The following is a 16,502-nucleotide window of genomic DNA, read 5'->3' as shown; positions in this document are numbered from 1 at the left end:
GCTGACATGCAAACGATCGGCTTCATAGGCGTCGGCAAGATCGGCCTGCCGATCTGCCAGCATCTGCTCAAGAGCGGGTATCGCGTCGTCGGCTATCGCCGTTCCTCGCTCAGCGATTTCGAGAAGCTCGGCGGCGTTGCCGCGCATTCCCCGGCCGAGGTCGGCGAACAAGCCGATATCGTCTTCACCTGCCTGCCGAGCGATGAAGCGCTCGAGGAGGTGATCGCCGGCCCTGCGGGGCTCATCAAGGCCGCACGGCCAGGCCAGATTATCGTCGAGTTCGGCTCGCATGCCGTTCCGGTCAAGAAGGCCTATGTCGCGCCGCTGGCGGAGAAGGGCGCTGTCTTCCTTGACGGCGAAGTCAGCGGCACGCCGGGCATGGTCGTTGCGCGTAAGGGCGTGATCTATCTCAGCGGCGATGCCGGGGCCTGTGAAGCATTGCAGCCGATCGTCAAGTCGTTTGCCGAGGTATCGCTGTATCTCGGGCCGTTCGGCGCCTCGACCACAGTCAAGGTGATCAACAACATCCTGGTCGGGCTGCACATCGCCGGCACGGCGCAGGCCATGGCCATCGGTCTGCGCGCGGGCGTCGACGTCGATCTCATGATCAAAGCGATCGCCAACGGCAGCGGTGGCTCGATGCAGTTCGGCATCCGCGCGCCTTGGATGGCAGAACGCAAATTCATGCCGCAGCAGGGCTCGGCGCCGGGTCTCATGCACTACATCGAGCGCGGCAAGAAGATGGCCGACGATGTCGGCGTCGATGCCCCGCTGCTGGATTGCTTGCTCGACGTCTTCCATCGCGCGTTGCCGGGGATCGGCGAGCGCGATGTGGCCTCGATCATCGAGGTCTTCGAACGCAACGCCAACACCAACAAATCCGTCGCTTAAAGAGAGGTCAAAGCCATGATCGGCGTCCGCAAAATCGCACATGCCAGCTACGAAATCCCCGATCTCGAACATCAGGTCGAGTACTACACCGAGGTCCTCGGTCTGACCTTGAGCGCTCGTGAGAAGGATACGGTCTATCTCTCGAGCACCATCGACCACCACTCCATCGTCCTTCACAAAGGCTCCGAGGCAAAATGCATCCGCCTGGGTTTCCAACTCGGGCCGGACGACGACCTCGACGCGTTCGAAAAGCAGACCAATGCCGCCGGCGTGAAGACCTCGCGCAAGAAGGATCCCGAGCCGACCATCACCGACATGGTGTGCTTCGAGGACACCAAGGGCACCATCATGGAGGTGTTCAAGCGGCCGGACTTCGAGCACCAGAAATTCCAGCGCAAGGGCATCATCCCGCACAAGCTCGGCCATGTCGCGTTCCATGTGACCGATGCGAAGAAGGCGACGCAGTTCTATTGCGATATCCTCGGCTTCCGCGTCTCGGACTGGATGGGCGACTTCTTCTCGTTCCTGCGCTGCGGTCCCGATCACCACACCATCAACTTGATCGAGACCGGCAAGAACAAGCACTTCCACACGGCGTTCGAACTGCGTGACTGGTCGCATCTGCAGACGGCCTGCGACTACCTGAGCTACAGCGGTTATAAAACGCTGTGGGGCCCGGGCCGGCATGGCATTGGCCACAATCTGTTCACTTATCACCGCAGCCCGTCGGGGCTCATCACCGAGCTGTTCGCCGAGCTCGACCAGATGAAGGACGAGGCGCTCGGCTATTTCGAGCCGCGTCCCTGGCATCGCGATAATCCGCAGCGTCCGAAAACCTGGGCCAAGGATCCGTCGGCCGCCAACCTGTGGGGCCCGATGCCGCCGGACGAGATGATGGCCTAAGGCTGGCCATCGCCACGAAAGACAAAACAAAGCCGCGCCGAAGAGCGCGGCATTCAGGGGAGGAAAGCATGTTCAAGATTGCAAGGCGTAAGTTGCTTGCACTGGCGGCGGCGTCGCTCGCGACGTTCGCCGTGACGATGCCGTCGCATGCGGCGGATCCGATCAAGGTCGGCTTCAGCATGAGCCTGACCGGGCCGGGCGCGCCGGCCGGCAAGCAGATCGTCGTCGCGCTGGAGATCTGGCGCGACGATGTCAACGCGAAAGGCGGGCTGCTCGGACGGCCGGTCGAATTGACCTACTACGACGATCAGAGCAATCCGGCGAACGTCCCGGGCATTTACGCCAAGCTCCTGACGGTGGACAAAGTCGATCTGCTGGTCGGACCGTATTCGACCAATATGACGGCGGCGGCGATGCCTGCCATCATCCAGCAGAAGAAGATGACGATCAGTCTTCTCACCATCGGTGTGAATGAGAAGTTCAACTACCCCGGGCACTTTTCCATGGTGCCGGTCGGACCCGACGGCGTGAAGGCGTTCTCGCAGGGCTACTTCGAACTGGCCGCGGCTCAGAATCCGAAGCCGAAGACGGTCGCCATCGTGGCGGCGGATTCGGAATTCGCCCGTACTTCGGCCGACGGCGCGCGTGAGAATGCGAAGGCGCTGGGCTTCAATATCATCTACGACAAGTCCTATCCGCCTTCGACGACCGACTTCGCACCGATCATCCGCGGCATCCAGGCGACCAATGCCGATATCGTCTTCGTCGCCGCTTATCCGGTCGATACCGTCGGCATCGTGCGCGCGGCCAACGAGATCGGCTACACGCCCAAGATGTTCGGCGGCACGCTCGTCGGCCTGTTGGTGACGCCGATCAAGGTGCAGCTCGGCCCGCTGATGAACGGCATCGTCATCATGGAGAGCTTCGTCCCGGCGCCGACGTTCAACTTCCCGGGTCTGAAGGAATTGCTCACCCGATACGGCGAACTGGCGAAAGGGCAGCAGATCGACCCCTTCGGCTACGGTTTCGCGCCGTTTGCCTATGCGGCCGGGCAGATCCTGGCCACCGCCGTCAATGAGACCAAGAGCCTCGACCATCAGGTGCTCGCGAAATACATCCACGAGCACAAGTTCAACACGGTGGCCGGCGAGATCGAATACAACAAGGCGGGTGATTGGACCAAGCCGCGCACCGTGTTCACGCAATTCCAGGGCGTGGCGCCGGGTAATCTCGAACAGTTCCGTGGCGTCGAGAAGCAGGTCGTGCTTTGGCCGAAGGAGCACGCGACCGGCAAGATGATCTATCCGTACGCCGAGGCCAAGAAATAGGCTGCCGCCGCCGGAAATCTGTCGACAGGACTGCCGTGCCGCCCCTTACAGGGCGGCACGCGCTTTTCAGCTCACGTCCGGCCGTGGGAAGGCGTGCTCGATCAACTGCTGCTGCACCGTGCCGAGATGCGCGCGCATCGTTTCCTCGGCGAGCTTGGGATTGCGCTCGCAGATCGCAGCAGCGATCTTGCGATGGGCGAGGGCGTAGCGCGCCTGATTGTTGATGCAGTGCGCGGTCTCGCGGCCGTGCCGCCATGAGCGGTCCGATGCGACGTGCAGCACTGCCTCGAAGATCGTGACCAAGAGCGGATTGCGCGCCGCCGTGGCGATGCGGCGATGGAAGGCGGCGTCGGCCTTCTCGTAAGAGATCGGGTCCTTCGCCACGCGGCTGGCGTCGGCCGCTTCGAACAGCTTGTCGAAATCGGCTTGGGTGCCGCGCAGTGCCGCGAGCCGCGCCAGCGCCGGCTCGATCGCCATGCGCGCCTCCAGCGTATCCACAGGATTCGTGAGCTTGGCGAGCTGCGTGCTCAGATCGAGCGTGCCGGCACGTGCATCGCAGATCAACGTACCGCGCCCTTGTTGGCGTGTGATGCGGCCTTCGGCTTCCAGCATGTCGAGCGCGTGGCGGACCGCACGCCTGCTGACGCCGATTTGCTCGGCCAGGACGCGTTCGGGCGGCAAACGTCCGGCGGCCTGAATGTCGCCGATTTCAATCAGCGAACGCAGGCGATCGAGCGCCGTTTCCTTGGCTTGAGCCGGCGACAAAGTTGCGCCGGGAAAACCGCTCGTCTGGGGCGTGAGAAAATCCATGCTCACCTGAAGGTCTCCTGCATTCGACACCGACAGCCGCGGCATTGTTGCCTGCGCAACGGTCAGCGTGCGGAGAATAATAGCACCGTCTGGCGAACCAATAAAGGGATTGGTGCGATACAGTTCGTTGACGAGTGGACCATCTATGCTAGCGTTTGGACCAAGGTCACGCTTTCTCATGATGGAGTTCCACTATGTCCTCCTCGTCTGCCGGCAACGTCACGCGGCTGCCGAACCGCGATACAGCGTTGAAAGCGCTTTACGACGACGTGTCCGCCAAGCACATGTTTCCGTTCTGGGCGACGTCCACGGATGTCGAACATGACGAGGTGAAGCAGCTTCTCGCCACGCCCAAGGCGGTCCCGTACCTGTGGCGCTGTGCGGAGGATATCGAACCAATTCTCAACCGTGCGGTCGAATTGGTTACGATGGACGACTCCGAACGCCGCTCGCTGGTGCTGGTGAATCCCGGCCTGGCGCCCAAGCGCGCCACGGTCAGCACGATGTATACGGCCTATCGCCTGAACGACGCCAACGAGATCATGCCGCCGCACCGGCACTCGCCGAGCGCCATCCGCTTCGGCTTGAAGGGCAAAGGCAACTTCACCGGCGTCGACGGCGAGAACATCGTGTTCGGCCCCGGCGACATGGTGCTGACGCCGAACGACACTTGGCACAACCACGGCACCGTCGGGAACGAGCAGGCGCTCAACCTCTCGGTGCTCGACCTGCCGCTGGTCGAGACCTTGAACGCCATCCATTTCGAGCACGACTACCAGGAAATGGAGAACGGTAAGCTCGTTTCGAAGAAGCAGCAGGCCGAGCGTTTCTCGCCGGACTATTCGCAGCGCATCTACGGCTATGGCGGCCTCCTGCCGCGGTTCGCCAGCAAGCAGGCGCGCGGCGCGGGTCTGTCGTCGCCGATGTTCGTCTACCGCTGGGAGATGATGCGCGAACTGCTCGACCGTCACCGCGACAACGACGGCGACGCCCATGACGGCCTGCTGGTTGAATACATCGATCCGACGACCGGCCAGCCGGTATTCAAGACGATCACTTTCTTCGTGCAGATGCTGCAGCCGGGCCAGAAGACCCTGCCGGTGAAAACCACGTCGAGCCTTTTGGTCTCGCCGTTCGAGGGCCAGGGCCATTCGATCGTCAACGGCCAGAAGTTCGATTGGAGCCAGTTCGATACGCTGGCAATCCCGGGCGGCTCGTGGTTCGAGCACGTCAACACGTCGTCGAAGGATCCGCTGTTCCTGTTCATCGCATCCGACGAGCCGACGCTGAAGAAGCTGGCGCTCTACAAGAAGTGGGGCAAGTCGGCCTCGGGCGAGATCACGCAGATCTTCGACTGATAAGTTCGAATGACGGCTCCGGCGCATGCGTGCGCCGGGGCTGTTTCCTTATTGTCCATGATGCAGCGCTGAGTTCTCGACGTGCCGAGTCAATCGAATACCAAGCTCGTATCCCACATCGATTGCCCGGGCGGCGGCCAGGTCTGGGTGGAGGGCACGACCCTCTATGTCGGGCATCAGCGGCCGACCAGCGGCACGACCATCATCGACATCGCCGATCCGCGCCAGCCGAAGGTCATCGCCAAGATCGACGTGCCGGAAGGCTGGCACTCGCACAAGGTGCGCGTCGCCGGCGACATCATGATCGTGAACTACGAGAAGTTCGGCAAATCGAGCGCGAACGACGTCGGTGGCGGCATCAACATCTACGATGTCGCCAATCCGGCGGCGCCGAAGCTGATCACCGAATGGCGCACCGTCGGCGGCGGTGTGCACCGTTTCGATTTTGACGGCCGCTACGCTTACATTTCGCCGACCGTCGAAGGCTACGTCGGCAACATCGTCATGATCTTGGACCTGGCCAATCCGGCAAAACCGGTCGAGGTCGGTCGTTGGTGGATTCCCGGCCAGTGGACCGCCGGCGGCGAAGAATATCCGTGGGACAATTGGGTGCCGCCGCGTTGTCACCATCCGCTGCGTCGCGGCGACCGGCTCTATGTCAGCTACTGGCATCACGGCTTCTTCATCCTCGATATCGCCGATATGTCGACGCCGAAGCTGGTTTCGCACATGAACACCAGCCCGGTTTATCCGCATCCGACGCACACCTGCCTGGTGATCCCGGAGCTGCTGAAGGGCCGTCAGATCATGGTCGTGGCCGACGAAGACGTCGCCAAGCTGTGGCCGGCGGCGCCGTCCTTCGCTTGGACCTATGACATCACCCAGGAGCAGATGCCGCTGCCGATCTCGACCTTCCAGGTGCCGGGACTCGACAAGGACGGCAGCCCGCAGCCGGCGATGACCGGCTGCCATCAGCCGTCGGAGCGCTTCACCGGCTCCATCGTCCCATTTGCCTGGTTCGCGCAGGGCCTGCGCATCGTCGATTACGCCGATCCTTACGCGCCCAAGGAAGTCGGCCATTACACGCCGGATCCGGCGCCGGGCGCCGATCGTCCTTCGTCCAACGACGTGACCACTGACAGCCGCGGGCTGATCTATCTCGTCGACCGCGTCGCCGGCATCGACGTGATCGAAGCCGCCGCGATGTCCTGAAGCAGGAAAAGAGAATGAGCGAGAAGAAAGACGTCTATCCGATCGGCAAGAAGAATCCGAACCTGCCGTTCCATCCGGCGGTGCGCGCGGGCGACTTCATTTTCGTCTCCGGCCAGGTCGCCAAGGACGCCAACGGCAACATGCTGTCGGGCACCATCGAGGAAGAGACCGCCGGCACGATCGAATCGATCAAGCGTATCCTGGCGGAAGAGGGCGCGACGCTTGCCGATGTGGTGCGGGTGACGACCTATCTCGAGGATACGCGCGACTTCGGCCGCTACAACAAGGTTTTCGCCGAGCACTTCAAGGACGCGGTGCTGGCGCGCACGACCGTCGAGGCGCGCGCGGTGATCAACACCAAGATCGAGATGGACGCCATCGCTTACAAGCCAAAATGAATGTGATCGCCATGAATGTCGCCGCCGCGAAAACTGTTCAGCCGGGTACGGCGTCGCCCGCCGCGGCGCCCGCGCACATCGCGGCGCGCGGCCTCGCGGTGGATTTCACCGTGCAGGGGCGCCGTCAGCGCGTTCTCAACGACATTAACATTGCTGTGCCGAAAGGCAGTTTCGTGTCGCTTATCGGTCCGTCCGGTTGCGGCAAGTCGACGCTGCTCAAGGCCATGGCGGGCCTCGTCACGCCGAGCGAAGGCGAGATGCGCGTCGCCGGGCTCGCCCCGCAGGAGGCGGTGAAGGCGCGGCTGATCGGCCTCGTCTTCCAGGAGGCGACCCTGTTGCCTTGGAAGAACGCCATCGAGAACGCGGCCTTCCTGCTGATGACCGCGGACGAGAAGATGAAGCGCAGCGAAGCCTTCGACCGCGCTGGCAAGATGCTGAAGATGGTCGGCCTCGAAGGCTCCGAAAAGAAGATGCCGTCGCAGTTGTCGGGCGGCATGCGCCAGCGCGTGGCGATCGCCCGCGCGCTCGCGCTCGATCCGGAAGTGCTGCTGATGGACGAGCCGTTCGGCGCGCTCGACGCCATCACCCGCGAAGAGATGAGCGAGTGCCTGCTCGACATCTGGGAGCGCACCAACAAGACGATCGTCCTGGTCACGCATTCGATCGACGAGGCGGTGCTGTTGTCGCGCGAAGTGCATGTGATGGGCACGGGGCCGGCGCGTATCATCGAGACGCTGCCGATCACGGTGCCGCATCCGCGCAACGAGGCAAGCTACGCCGATCCCGCGTTCACCGCAGCCGAGAACCGCTTGCGCAGCCTGTTGATTGAGAGCCACCGACGGGGGCGGAAATGACCGATATGACCGCGGACGCTCCGGCGCTGCCCTGGTACGCGCATCCGTTCTGGCGCGGCGTGTACAACAGCCTGCCGGCGCTGGGGCTTTCCGCTGCCGTGCTGATCGTCTGGGAAGCCGTCATCCGTGTGTTCAAGGTGCCGACCTTCGTGCTGCCGGCACCGACGGCCATCATCGAGTCACTGATTGCCAACTGGCGGGCGCTCGCATTCGCCGCGCAGGCCACCGCACTCGAGGTGCTGTTCGGCTTCGTGCTCTCGGCCATCGTCGGCGTGCTGGTGGCGCTGGTCATCGTGCGCTTCGAGCGCTTCGGCCGCGCGCTGTATCCCTTGATCGTGCTGTTCCAAAACGTGCCGAAGGTGGCGCTGGCGCCGATCTTCATCCTCTGGTTCGGCTACGATCTTTCGCCCAAGATCCTGCTGATCGTAGTCATCGCCTTCTTTCCGGTTGCCATCGACATGCTGGCGGGCCTTCAGTCGGTCGAGCCGTCGTTCGTGTCGCTGATGCGCTCGGTCGGCGCGAGCAAGAGCAAGATCATGTTGCGCGTGCGAATTCCGCATTCGCTGCCGCATCTGATGGCGGGTCTGAAAGTGGCTATCACCTTCAGCGTCATCGGCGCCATCGTTGGCGAGTTCGCCGGAGCCAACCAGGGCCTCGGCTACATGATTCAGTTCGCCTCGACCCAGCTCGACACGCCGCTGATCTTCGCGGCCCTGCTGGTCGTCTCGGTGCTCGGTCTCGCCTTCTACTACGTCGTCGAATACGCCGAGCACGTGCTCGTGCCGTGGGCGCCGAAGTTCGATCCGATTCATTCTGCCGGTTAGCTCGAAAAGCAGGAGTGCTTTGACATGAAGGCCCTATCCCTCGCGGCCGCCTTGGCCGTGCTCGTCAGCACCGCGGCATCCGCCGCGGACAAGGTCACCGTGCAGCTCGACTATGTCGTGCGCGGCAACCACGCGATGTTCTTTGTCGCGAAGAAGAAAGGCTACTTCGAGAAGCAGGGCATCGACGTGACCGCGATCCAGCGCGGCACCGGTTCGCCGAACGCCATGCGACTCGTCGGCAACGGCAATGCCGACTTCGGCTTCGGCGATCTGCCGACGCTCGCGGTGGCCCGCTCGCAGGACGTGCCGGTGGTGGCGCTCTCGGCCGTCAACCAGCACAGCCCGCTCGGCATGCTGGCGCTGTCGAAAAGCCACAAGCTGACCAAGCCGCAGGATCTCAAGGGCCTCAATATCGGCGTGCAGCCGTCCGGCTCGACCTATGTGTTCCTGAAGGCGTTCCTCGCCGTCAACAAGATGACGATGGACGACATCAAACAGAGCACCGTGAACCCGCCCTACGAGAACTACCTGCTGCTCGGCCGCGTCGACGCCGTGCCCGGCTACATCGACGCCGAAGTGCCGGAACTCGAGGCCAAGGCCGGCGGCCCCGGCTCGCTGTCGATCATGCAAGGCTCGGACTTCGGCTATGCCGTCTACGGCTCGGGTCTTTTCACCTCGGAGAAGATGATCGCCGAGAAGAGCGACGTGGTACAGCGCTTCGTCAACGCCTACACGCAGGCCTTCGCCGACGTCATCAAGAGCCCGCAGGAAGCGGCCGACATCATCGTCGAAATGAATCCGGAATACGCCTCGAAGAAGGACGTGCTGGTCAAGCAGATCGAAGCCGACGTCGAGCATACCTTCTTCAGCCCCGACACCAAGGCCAACGGTATCGGCTGGATGACGAAAGACGCTTGGGAGAAGACGACCAAGATCCTGCTCGACCAGGGTGCGATGAAGCAGCCCATCAAGGTCGAGGCCGCGTTCGACGACAAGTACCTCAAAGGCGCGAACGCGCTGAAACGCTAATCCAATCGCTTTCTACCGGGAGACTGTAAATATGATCCGCATTTTGGGCCGCGCCACGTCCGGCAACGTGCAGAAGGTGCTCTTCTTTTTGGAAGAGATCGGCATGAAGTATGTGCGCGAGGACTACGGCCGGCAGTTCAACAACACGAACACCGACGCTTATCGCAAGATGAACCCCAATATGAAGGTGCCGACGCTGGTCGACGGCGACCTCGTGTCGTGGGAATCCAACACCATCCTGCGCTATCTCGCCGCGACCTACGCGCCGCAGCTCACCGGCGCGACGCCGGCCGAGAAGACGCAGGTCGAGCGCTGGATGGACTGGATGCTGGCCTCGCTCAACGCGCCGTATCTGGCGATCTTCAAGGACGCCAAGAAGCCGGCGGCCGAGCGCAGCGCTGACTTCGCCGCGCAGAGCACCGAGCTCGTCGGTTTGCTCAAGGTGCTCGACGGGCACATCGCCGGCAAGGAGTTTTTCGCTCTCGATCGCCTGACGATCGCCGACATCGCGCTGGCCTCCGTGGTGAAGCGCTGCCTTGAGTTCCCGATCGAGCGGCCGGCACTGCCGGAGATCGAGCGCTGGATGAAGGCGATGGATGCGCGCCCAGCCTTCGCGGTGGCGACCGGCGCCAAGCCGAGCACGATCGCCAGCGCGGCCTGATCGACGACGGGGAGGGGGATCGATGCAGGATGAGAGGCCGAAGGGCCTTTTGAACGGTGTCAGCCAGGCGGCACGCACGCTGCTCGGCCTCATCCTTCTGGCAATGGTCCTCCTCAATGTCGTCAATGCCGTCAGCCGCTATGCGTTGAGCTATGTGGTGATCGGCATCGACGAACTGCTGGTTTTCGCCATGATCTGGATGGTGATGATCGGCATGCTGCTGGTCACCGCCGACCGCAGCCATATCGCGCTGGAGATCGTGACTGGCCGCGTCGGACCGCGGACGCGGTCCGGCCTCGCGCTGCTGCACCATGTCGTCATAGCGATCTCTTGCGCCTATGCCGCGTGGCAATCGGTTAAGTTCGTGATGCGCGTGATCGCCATCCAGCAGACCAGTATGGCGCTGGAACTGCCCATGGCGATCCCGCACGCCGCGATCACCGTCGGCCTTGGCGGCACAGCGCTCATCTCCGCGGTTCTCGCCGTTCGCGATGTGCGCGGGGTGGTCAGCCCGCGTCTGGCGGAGCAACCGGCATGACGTTTACGCTGGCCCTGCTGCCGATCGTTCTTCTGTTCCTCGGCATGCCGATCTTCGCGCTGTTCATTTTCGGCGCGGCGCTCAGTTTTGCGTTTTTCCTGTCGGTGCCGCCTGTCGCGATGCACCAGATCATGTTCGGTGGTCTGGAGAATTATGCGCTGCTTGCAGTGCCGTTTTTCATCTTTGCCGGCGAGTTGATGGGTGGCTCCGGCATTGCCCAGCGCCTGATCGTCTGGGTGCTGGCGTTGCTCGGCCGCGTGCCGGGGGGCCTCGGCGTCGCCACCATCGGTGCTTGCACCTTGATCGGCGCTATCTCGGGCGTCAGCACGGCGACGGTGGCCGTAATCGGCAAAGCGCTTTATCCGGGCCTGGTCAAAGAAGGCTATGGCCAACGCTTTTCCGCCGGCCTCGTGTCGTCGAGCGGCTCGATCGACATCGTGATCCCGCCGAGCATCGCCATGATCCTCTATGGCGCCTCGGCCGAGCAATCGATTCCGAAACTGTTCGCCGCCGGCATTTTGCCCGGCATTCTCATCGCTGCGCTGATGGCGGGCTATGTAGTAGTCACCGCCATGCGCGTCGGCGTCGCAACCGGCCGTGGCTTCGATCTCGGCTATTTCCTGCGCACCACTCGCGACGCCGCGCCGGCGCTGCTGATGCCGGTCTTTGTGCTCTCCAGCATCTATCTCGGCCTCGCTTCGCCGACGGAGGCAGGCGGCTTCGCCTGTCTCTACGCCATTCTGGTCGGCCGCTATGTCTATAGGCTGATGAGCTGGGAGGAAGTGCTCGACTGCGCCGTTCGTTCGGCGATGTTGACGACGCAGATCCTCGTTATTGTCGCTTCGGCCGCATTGTTCTCGTGGATCCTCACCGTCAACGGCATCCCGCAGGCGCTCACGGCCTGGCTGCAAAGCCTGGAGCTCCATCCGTGGAGCTTCCTGATGGCGGTAAACATCATCCTCCTGATCGTCGGCTGCTTCCTCGACCCGACCTCCGCGATCCTGGTGCTGACGCCTTTGTTCATCCCGCTGGTGAAGGCGTTCGGCATCGATCCGATCCACTTCGGTATCGTCATGACGGTGAACGTCGCCATCGGCATGTTCACGCCGCCGTTCGGGCTCAACCTCTTCGTGGCGCAGACCGTGCTCGGCGTGCCGCTAGAGACACTTTATCGCGGCGTGCTGCCCTTTGCCGTTGTGCAGATCTTCGCTCTACTGATCATCACGTATTGGCCGGAACTGTCGTTGTTTCTTGCTAACGCTGTTTAAAAAAGGGGGAGTGGATCAATGATCCTGCGACGTTCTTTGCTTGCCGCCATCGCTACTTCGGCTTGTCTGGCGGTCCTGCCTTCGGCTGCTTCCGCGCAAGTCGTCATGAAGCTCGCCAATGCCACGATCAACGACGTGCAGCACGAGTGGCAGAAGCTGTTCGCCGAGGCGCTGAAAAAGCGTGTCGGCGACAAGGTGAAGACCGAGATTTATCCGGCCAGCCAGCTCGGCGCGATCCCACGCATGGCGGAAGGCGTGGCGCTCGGTACGATCGAATCCTTCATCACGCCGACGTCCTTCGTCACCAATATCGATCCTAAATTCCAGATATTCGACGTGCCCGGCCTGTTCGATTCGCCCGAGCATGTTCATGCCGTGATCCACGATCCGGCCTACCGCGATCACCTGGAGACGATGTTCCTGAGTCGCGGCATTCGCGTGATCGGCGCGATCTACAACAGCCCGACCGTGATCCTGACCAAGAAGCCTGCGCCTACGCTCGCGGACCTCAAGGGCGTCAAGGCGCGCACCTTCGCCTCGCCGCTGCAGATCGAGCCGATGAAGGCGATCGGCGTGACGCCGGTGCCACTGGCGCTAACCGAGGTGATCCCACAGCTGCAGTCCGGCGGCATCGACGGCGTGCTTGCCGGCATGCCGATCCTGACCGCGTTCAAGTATTACGACGTCGCCAAATACGTGACCGACCTGAACTTCGCGCACATCGTGTCGGTCAATCTGGTCAACGAGCAGTGGTTCCAGTCGCAGCCGAAGGACATCCAGGAAGCGATTCGTGCCGCCGGCCGCGAGGCCGAGCAGCAGGCCTATCCCTGGGGCGTCGAGAATGTGAAGAAATCGAACGAGCTGTGGAAGGCCAACAAAGGCGAGATCCTGGAGCTGCCGCCCGCGGAAAAGGCCTCGATGATGAAGTCTTTCGTCGAGATCGGCACTAAGATCGTCGAGCAAAACCCGGCGGTTAAGACCGAATTCGTCAAGTTGAAGGCGCTGGTCGACGCCAAGCGTCCGAAGTAAGCTTCCGTTTCATGCAAGAGGCGCCGTCCGCGAGAGCCGCGGGCGGCGTTAACATTCGATGAGCGCTTCGTTCGATTACGTCATTGTCGGTGCCGGCTCGGCCGGCTGCACGCTCGCCAACCGCCTGAGCGCGGACGGAAGGACGCGCGTCCTGCTGCTCGAAGCGGGCGGTTGGGATCGCCATCCGCTCATCAAGCTGCCGCTCGGCTGGGGCAAGGTGCTGCTCGATCGTATGTACGATTGGGGATACGACACCGAGCCGGAAGCGACGATGGGCGGTCGTCGCATCGAGGTGGCGCGCGGCAAGGTGATCGGCGGTTCGTCGTCGATCAACGCTATGGCTTATGTACGGGGCAACCGCGCCGACTATGAGCGTTGGGCTTCACGCGGTCTGCCCGATTGGTCCTATGACAAGGTGCTGCCCTACTTCCGCAAGCAGGAAAGCTGGGAAGGCGGCGCCAGCGAATTTCGCGGTGGCAATGGTCCCTTGGGCACGCGCAAGGCGCGCTACAAGGATCCGCTGGTCGACGCCTACCTCGCCGGCGCGCAGGAGATGGGCTATGCGCTGAACGACGACTACAACGGCGCGACGCAAGATGGCTTCGGCCGCATGCAGATGACCTTGCGCAATGGCCATCGCGAGAGCGCAGCGACAGGCTATTTGCATCCGGTGCTGGACCGCTCGAACCTGACGGTGCGCACCGACAGCCTGGTCACGCGCGTCGTATTCGACGGTACGCGGGCGGTCGGCATCGAATACATCCACAAAGGCGAGAGGCGTTTCGTCGCCGCCGAACGGGAGGTGATCCTCTCTGGCGGGGCGATCAATTCGCCGCAGGTGCTGATGCTGTCCGGCATTGGCGATCCGGACGAACTGGCCGAGCACAACATCGCCGTGAAGGCGGCGCTGCCCGGCGTCGGCAAAAATCTGCAGGATCATCTCGCGGCGCTGTTGATCTATGGCCGCCGTGATGAGAGTCCGCTCTTGCACCACATGCGCTATGATCGGCTGCTGTGGACGCTCGGGCAGGGGATGTTCGCCGGTAAGGGCTTCGCCACTGAACTCCCGGGCGGCATTACCGCCTTCATCAAGACCAGCCCGGACGAGCCGATCCCGGACATCCAGCTTCTGTTCATCGCGGGATCCCTGGCGGCCAAGCCTTATCTGCCGCCGTTCTCGCAGCCTTTCGCCGACAGTTTCGCCTGCCGCATTGTGCTGTTGCGGCCGGAGAGCCGCGGCAGCATCACGTTGGCGTCGGCCAACCCGTCGATGCATCCGAGGATCAAGCAGGGTCTGCTGTCGGTCGATCGCGACTGGCGCAAGCTCTCAGCCGGCATTCGCATCTTCCGCGAACTCGCACAACTGCCGCGCCTCGCGCCTTATGTCGCGCGCGAGATCGGTCCCGGCGCGGACGTCACCAGCGACGATGGTCTTGAAGCCTATGTGCGCAAGACCGGCGTCACCGCGCACCATCCGTGCGGCACCTGCCGTATGGGCACGGACGAGAACGCGGTGGTGGATAGCGAATTGCGCGTGCGCGGCGTCGAGGGCCTGCGCGTCGTCGATGCCTCGGTGTTCCCCGATCTCGTCGGCGGCAATATCAACGGCCCGGTCATCATGGTGGCGGAGAAGGCGGCCGACATGATCATCGCGGCATCGGCGTAGGTGCTGGCACATCTGCCCGTCCCCGCCGAAGCGGGGCCCCAGCGCTGGAGTCCCGCTTGCGCGGGAACTAGCGGCGTTTATGGCCCTTGGTTTAGCTGTGCCCCGGCGTCGCCCACGGGCGCCTGACGTTGTCGCGCGCTTTGAAGGCGTCGATCTCGGCGCGGCGGCTTTCGGTCAGGTCGACGTCGTCCCAGCCGTTAAGGAGCTGGTTGCGGCTGACCGGATCGATGGCGAACGAATAGCTTCTATTGCCGAACACGATCGTCTGCTGCTCGAGATCGACGACGATGTCCTGCGTCGGCTGCGCTTCGATGGCGGCCGCGAGTTCTGCCGCTTCCGCTTCGCGGACCACGGCGGTTAGTAGCCCGTTCTTGACCGAGTTCTGCGCGAAGATGTCGCCGAACGAAGGCGCGACCACGCAGCGGAACCCGTGGTCGTAGACGGCATAGACCGCCGCCTCGCGCGATGAGCCGCCACCAAAATTGCGGGCCGCGACCAGCACCTTGGCGCCTCGATAGGCCGGGTTGTTGAGCGCGAAGTCTGCCACTTCCTTACCGTCTGCGTCGAAGCGCAAATCCTGGAACAGCACGGTGCCGAGGCCCTTCGAACGCGGCCACTTGAGATAGCGCGCCGGTAGGATCTGGTCGGTGTTCAGGTTTGGCAGCGGCAGCGGACAGGCTTTGGCGGTGAGGCGGACGAATTTTTCCATCACGGGCTCTTTGCGGTGGTCAATTTGGAGTGGCGCCGGAGGCTTTCACGATCGGCGCCCAACGTTCGATGTCTTCTTTGACGAAAGCGGCGAACTCGGCCGGGGTGTCGCCGACCGGAACGGCGCCTTCGTTCTGCAGCCGCTCGCGCAAGGTCGGATCGGTAAGTGCGGCAACGATCACGCCGTGCAGTTTGTCGGTCACCGCCTTCGGCAACCGGGCCGGGCCGAAGACGCCGAACCAAGCCGTCGATTCAAATCCGGGCACGACTTCGCCGATCGCGGGGAGATCGGGAAAGGCGGGCAAACGCTTTGCTGTGGTGACGCCATAGGCGCGCAGGTTGCCGGATTTCACCTGCTCGGCGCCGGTAACGTAGCTGATGAACATCAAGTCGACTTGGCCGCCGAGCACATCGGTGAGCGCCGGCGCTGTGCCTTTATAAGGTACGTTGAGAATGCGCGTGCCGGTCATCAGCTTGAACTTCTCGCCGGCCAGATGCACCGACGAGCCGATGCCACCGACGCCGAAGGTGAGCTTGTCTGGCTTCGCTTTCGCGAGTTGGATGAGCTCCTTCAAATCTTTGGCGGGAAGTTTCGGATTGCCGACGAGCAGGCTCGGCACGGTGGCGATCTTGGTGATCGGCGTGAAGTCGGCGACGGGATCGTAAGGCAGCTTGGGATAAAGCGAGGCGTTGATGGTGTGGCTGCTGAAGCTCACCAGTAGCGTGTAACCATCCGCTGCCGATTTCGCGACCTGATCGGCCGCGATGTTGCCGCCGGCGCCGGGACGGTTTTCCACCAGTACCGGCTGCTTGAGCGCTTCGGTCATCGGCCCCGCGATGGCGCGGGCGATGGTGTCGGTCGTGCCGCCGGGAGGCGCGCCGACCAGCAGCTTGATCGGGCGCGACGGAAAGTCATCGGCTTGTGCCGCAGGTGCAAGCAGCAGCGCGGCAATGGCAAGCGCGAGCAAGGTCGGTCCCGCGCGGCAAACCCATTTTTTCATTGGAGCGTTCCTCTATGTTTTATT

General features: G+C 62.9%; 17 protein-coding genes. 14 read left to right on the top strand and 3 right to left on the bottom strand.

What is annotated here, in order from left to right; all coding sequences use genetic code 11:
- Positions 1–6: 6 nt before the first annotated feature.
- The 3 genes from DW352_RS10600 to DW352_RS10590 all read left to right on the top strand — a co-directional run bounded on the left by DW352_RS10600 (position 7) and on the right by DW352_RS10590 (position 3,122).
- A complete protein-coding gene (locus DW352_RS10600) occupies positions 7–891 on the top strand; it encodes an NAD(P)-dependent oxidoreductase (protein WP_115691029.1) in 885 nt (294 codons plus the stop codon).
- Positions 892–906: 15 nt separating this feature from the next.
- The gene (locus DW352_RS10595; RefSeq protein WP_115691027.1) at positions 907–1,794 is read left to right on the top strand and encodes a VOC family protein; all 888 of its coding nucleotides are present in this window, start codon (positions 907–909) and stop codon (positions 1,792–1,794) included.
- Between the two features lie 68 nt (positions 1,795–1,862).
- Positions 1,863–3,122, top strand: coding sequence for an amino acid ABC transporter substrate-binding protein (locus tag DW352_RS10590; RefSeq protein WP_115691025.1), 1,260 nt, complete (start codon positions 1,863–1,865; stop codon positions 3,120–3,122).
- 66 nt (positions 3,123–3,188) lie between these two features.
- Here DW352_RS10590 and DW352_RS10585 read toward each other — a convergent pair whose 3' ends face one another.
- Positions 3,189–3,932: a FadR/GntR family transcriptional regulator gene (locus DW352_RS10585; RefSeq protein ID WP_245434466.1), complete on the bottom strand. Its 744-nt coding sequence runs from the start codon at positions 3,930–3,932 to the stop codon at positions 3,189–3,191.
- Between the two features lie 194 nt (positions 3,933–4,126).
- Here DW352_RS10585 and DW352_RS10580 point away from each other — a divergent pair, with 194 nt between their 5' ends.
- From DW352_RS10580 to DW352_RS10530, 11 genes are all read left to right on the top strand, one after another.
- The gene (locus tag DW352_RS10580; protein ID WP_115691021.1) at positions 4,127–5,290 is read left to right on the top strand and encodes a cupin domain-containing protein; all 1,164 of its coding nucleotides are present in this window, start codon (positions 4,127–4,129) and stop codon (positions 5,288–5,290) included.
- A gap of 81 nt (positions 5,291–5,371) precedes the next feature.
- Complete coding sequence (locus DW352_RS10575; protein ID WP_115691019.1) at positions 5,372–6,502, top strand: LVIVD repeat-containing protein; 1,131 nt, start codon at positions 5,372–5,374, stop codon at positions 6,500–6,502.
- Between the two features lie 14 nt (positions 6,503–6,516).
- Positions 6,517–6,900, top strand: a complete 384-nt coding sequence (locus DW352_RS10570; protein ID WP_115691017.1) for a RidA family protein — start codon at positions 6,517–6,519, stop codon at positions 6,898–6,900.
- A complete protein-coding gene (locus DW352_RS10565; protein WP_245434401.1) occupies positions 6,897–7,754 on the top strand; it encodes an ABC transporter ATP-binding protein in 858 nt (285 codons plus the stop codon). Before DW352_RS10570 ends, DW352_RS10565 begins: the two co-directional genes overlap by 4 nt.
- Complete coding sequence (locus tag DW352_RS10560) at positions 7,751–8,578, top strand: ABC transporter permease (protein ID WP_115691015.1); 828 nt, start codon at positions 7,751–7,753, stop codon at positions 8,576–8,578. Before DW352_RS10565 ends, DW352_RS10560 begins: the two co-directional genes overlap by 4 nt.
- Before the next feature lie 24 nt (positions 8,579–8,602).
- Positions 8,603–9,607 (top strand): ABC transporter substrate-binding protein, encoded by a 1,005-nt coding sequence (locus DW352_RS10555; protein ID WP_115691013.1) that lies wholly within the window; start codon positions 8,603–8,605, stop codon positions 9,605–9,607.
- Positions 9,608–9,638: 31 nt separating this feature from the next.
- On the top strand, positions 9,639–10,268 hold the full coding sequence (locus tag DW352_RS10550) for a glutathione S-transferase family protein (protein ID WP_115691011.1): 630 nt from the start codon (positions 9,639–9,641) through the stop codon (positions 10,266–10,268).
- A 22-nt stretch (positions 10,269–10,290) separates the two neighbouring features.
- Positions 10,291–10,806 (top strand): TRAP transporter small permease, encoded by a 516-nt coding sequence (locus DW352_RS10545; protein ID WP_162826899.1) that lies wholly within the window; start codon positions 10,291–10,293, stop codon positions 10,804–10,806.
- Positions 10,803–12,074: a TRAP transporter large permease gene (locus DW352_RS10540; protein ID WP_115691007.1), complete on the top strand. Its 1,272-nt coding sequence runs from the start codon at positions 10,803–10,805 to the stop codon at positions 12,072–12,074. Before DW352_RS10545 ends, DW352_RS10540 begins: the two co-directional genes overlap by 4 nt.
- A gap of 18 nt (positions 12,075–12,092) precedes the next feature.
- Positions 12,093–13,103: a TRAP transporter substrate-binding protein gene (locus tag DW352_RS10535; RefSeq protein ID WP_115691005.1), complete on the top strand. Its 1,011-nt coding sequence runs from the start codon at positions 12,093–12,095 to the stop codon at positions 13,101–13,103.
- A 58-nt stretch (positions 13,104–13,161) separates the two neighbouring features.
- Entirely contained in the window at positions 13,162–14,769 is a 1,608-nt protein-coding gene (locus DW352_RS10530; RefSeq protein ID WP_115691003.1) for a GMC family oxidoreductase, read from the top strand.
- Between the two features lie 91 nt (positions 14,770–14,860).
- Here the strand turns inward: DW352_RS10530 and leuD are convergent, their stop codons facing one another.
- On the bottom strand, positions 14,861–15,478 hold the full coding sequence (gene leuD, locus DW352_RS10525; RefSeq protein WP_115691001.1) for a 3-isopropylmalate dehydratase small subunit: 618 nt from the start codon (positions 15,476–15,478) through the stop codon (positions 14,861–14,863).
- 19 nt (positions 15,479–15,497) lie between these two features.
- Positions 15,498–16,478: a tripartite tricarboxylate transporter substrate binding protein gene (locus DW352_RS10520; protein ID WP_115690999.1), complete on the bottom strand. Its 981-nt coding sequence runs from the start codon at positions 16,476–16,478 to the stop codon at positions 15,498–15,500.
- Positions 16,479–16,502 lie beyond the last annotated feature (24 nt).

Source organism: Pseudolabrys taiwanensis (assembly GCF_003367395.1).
Classification (GTDB): domain Bacteria; phylum Pseudomonadota; class Alphaproteobacteria; order Rhizobiales; family Xanthobacteraceae; genus Pseudolabrys; species Pseudolabrys taiwanensis.
This window is presented reverse-complemented; position numbering and strand designations above follow the sequence as displayed.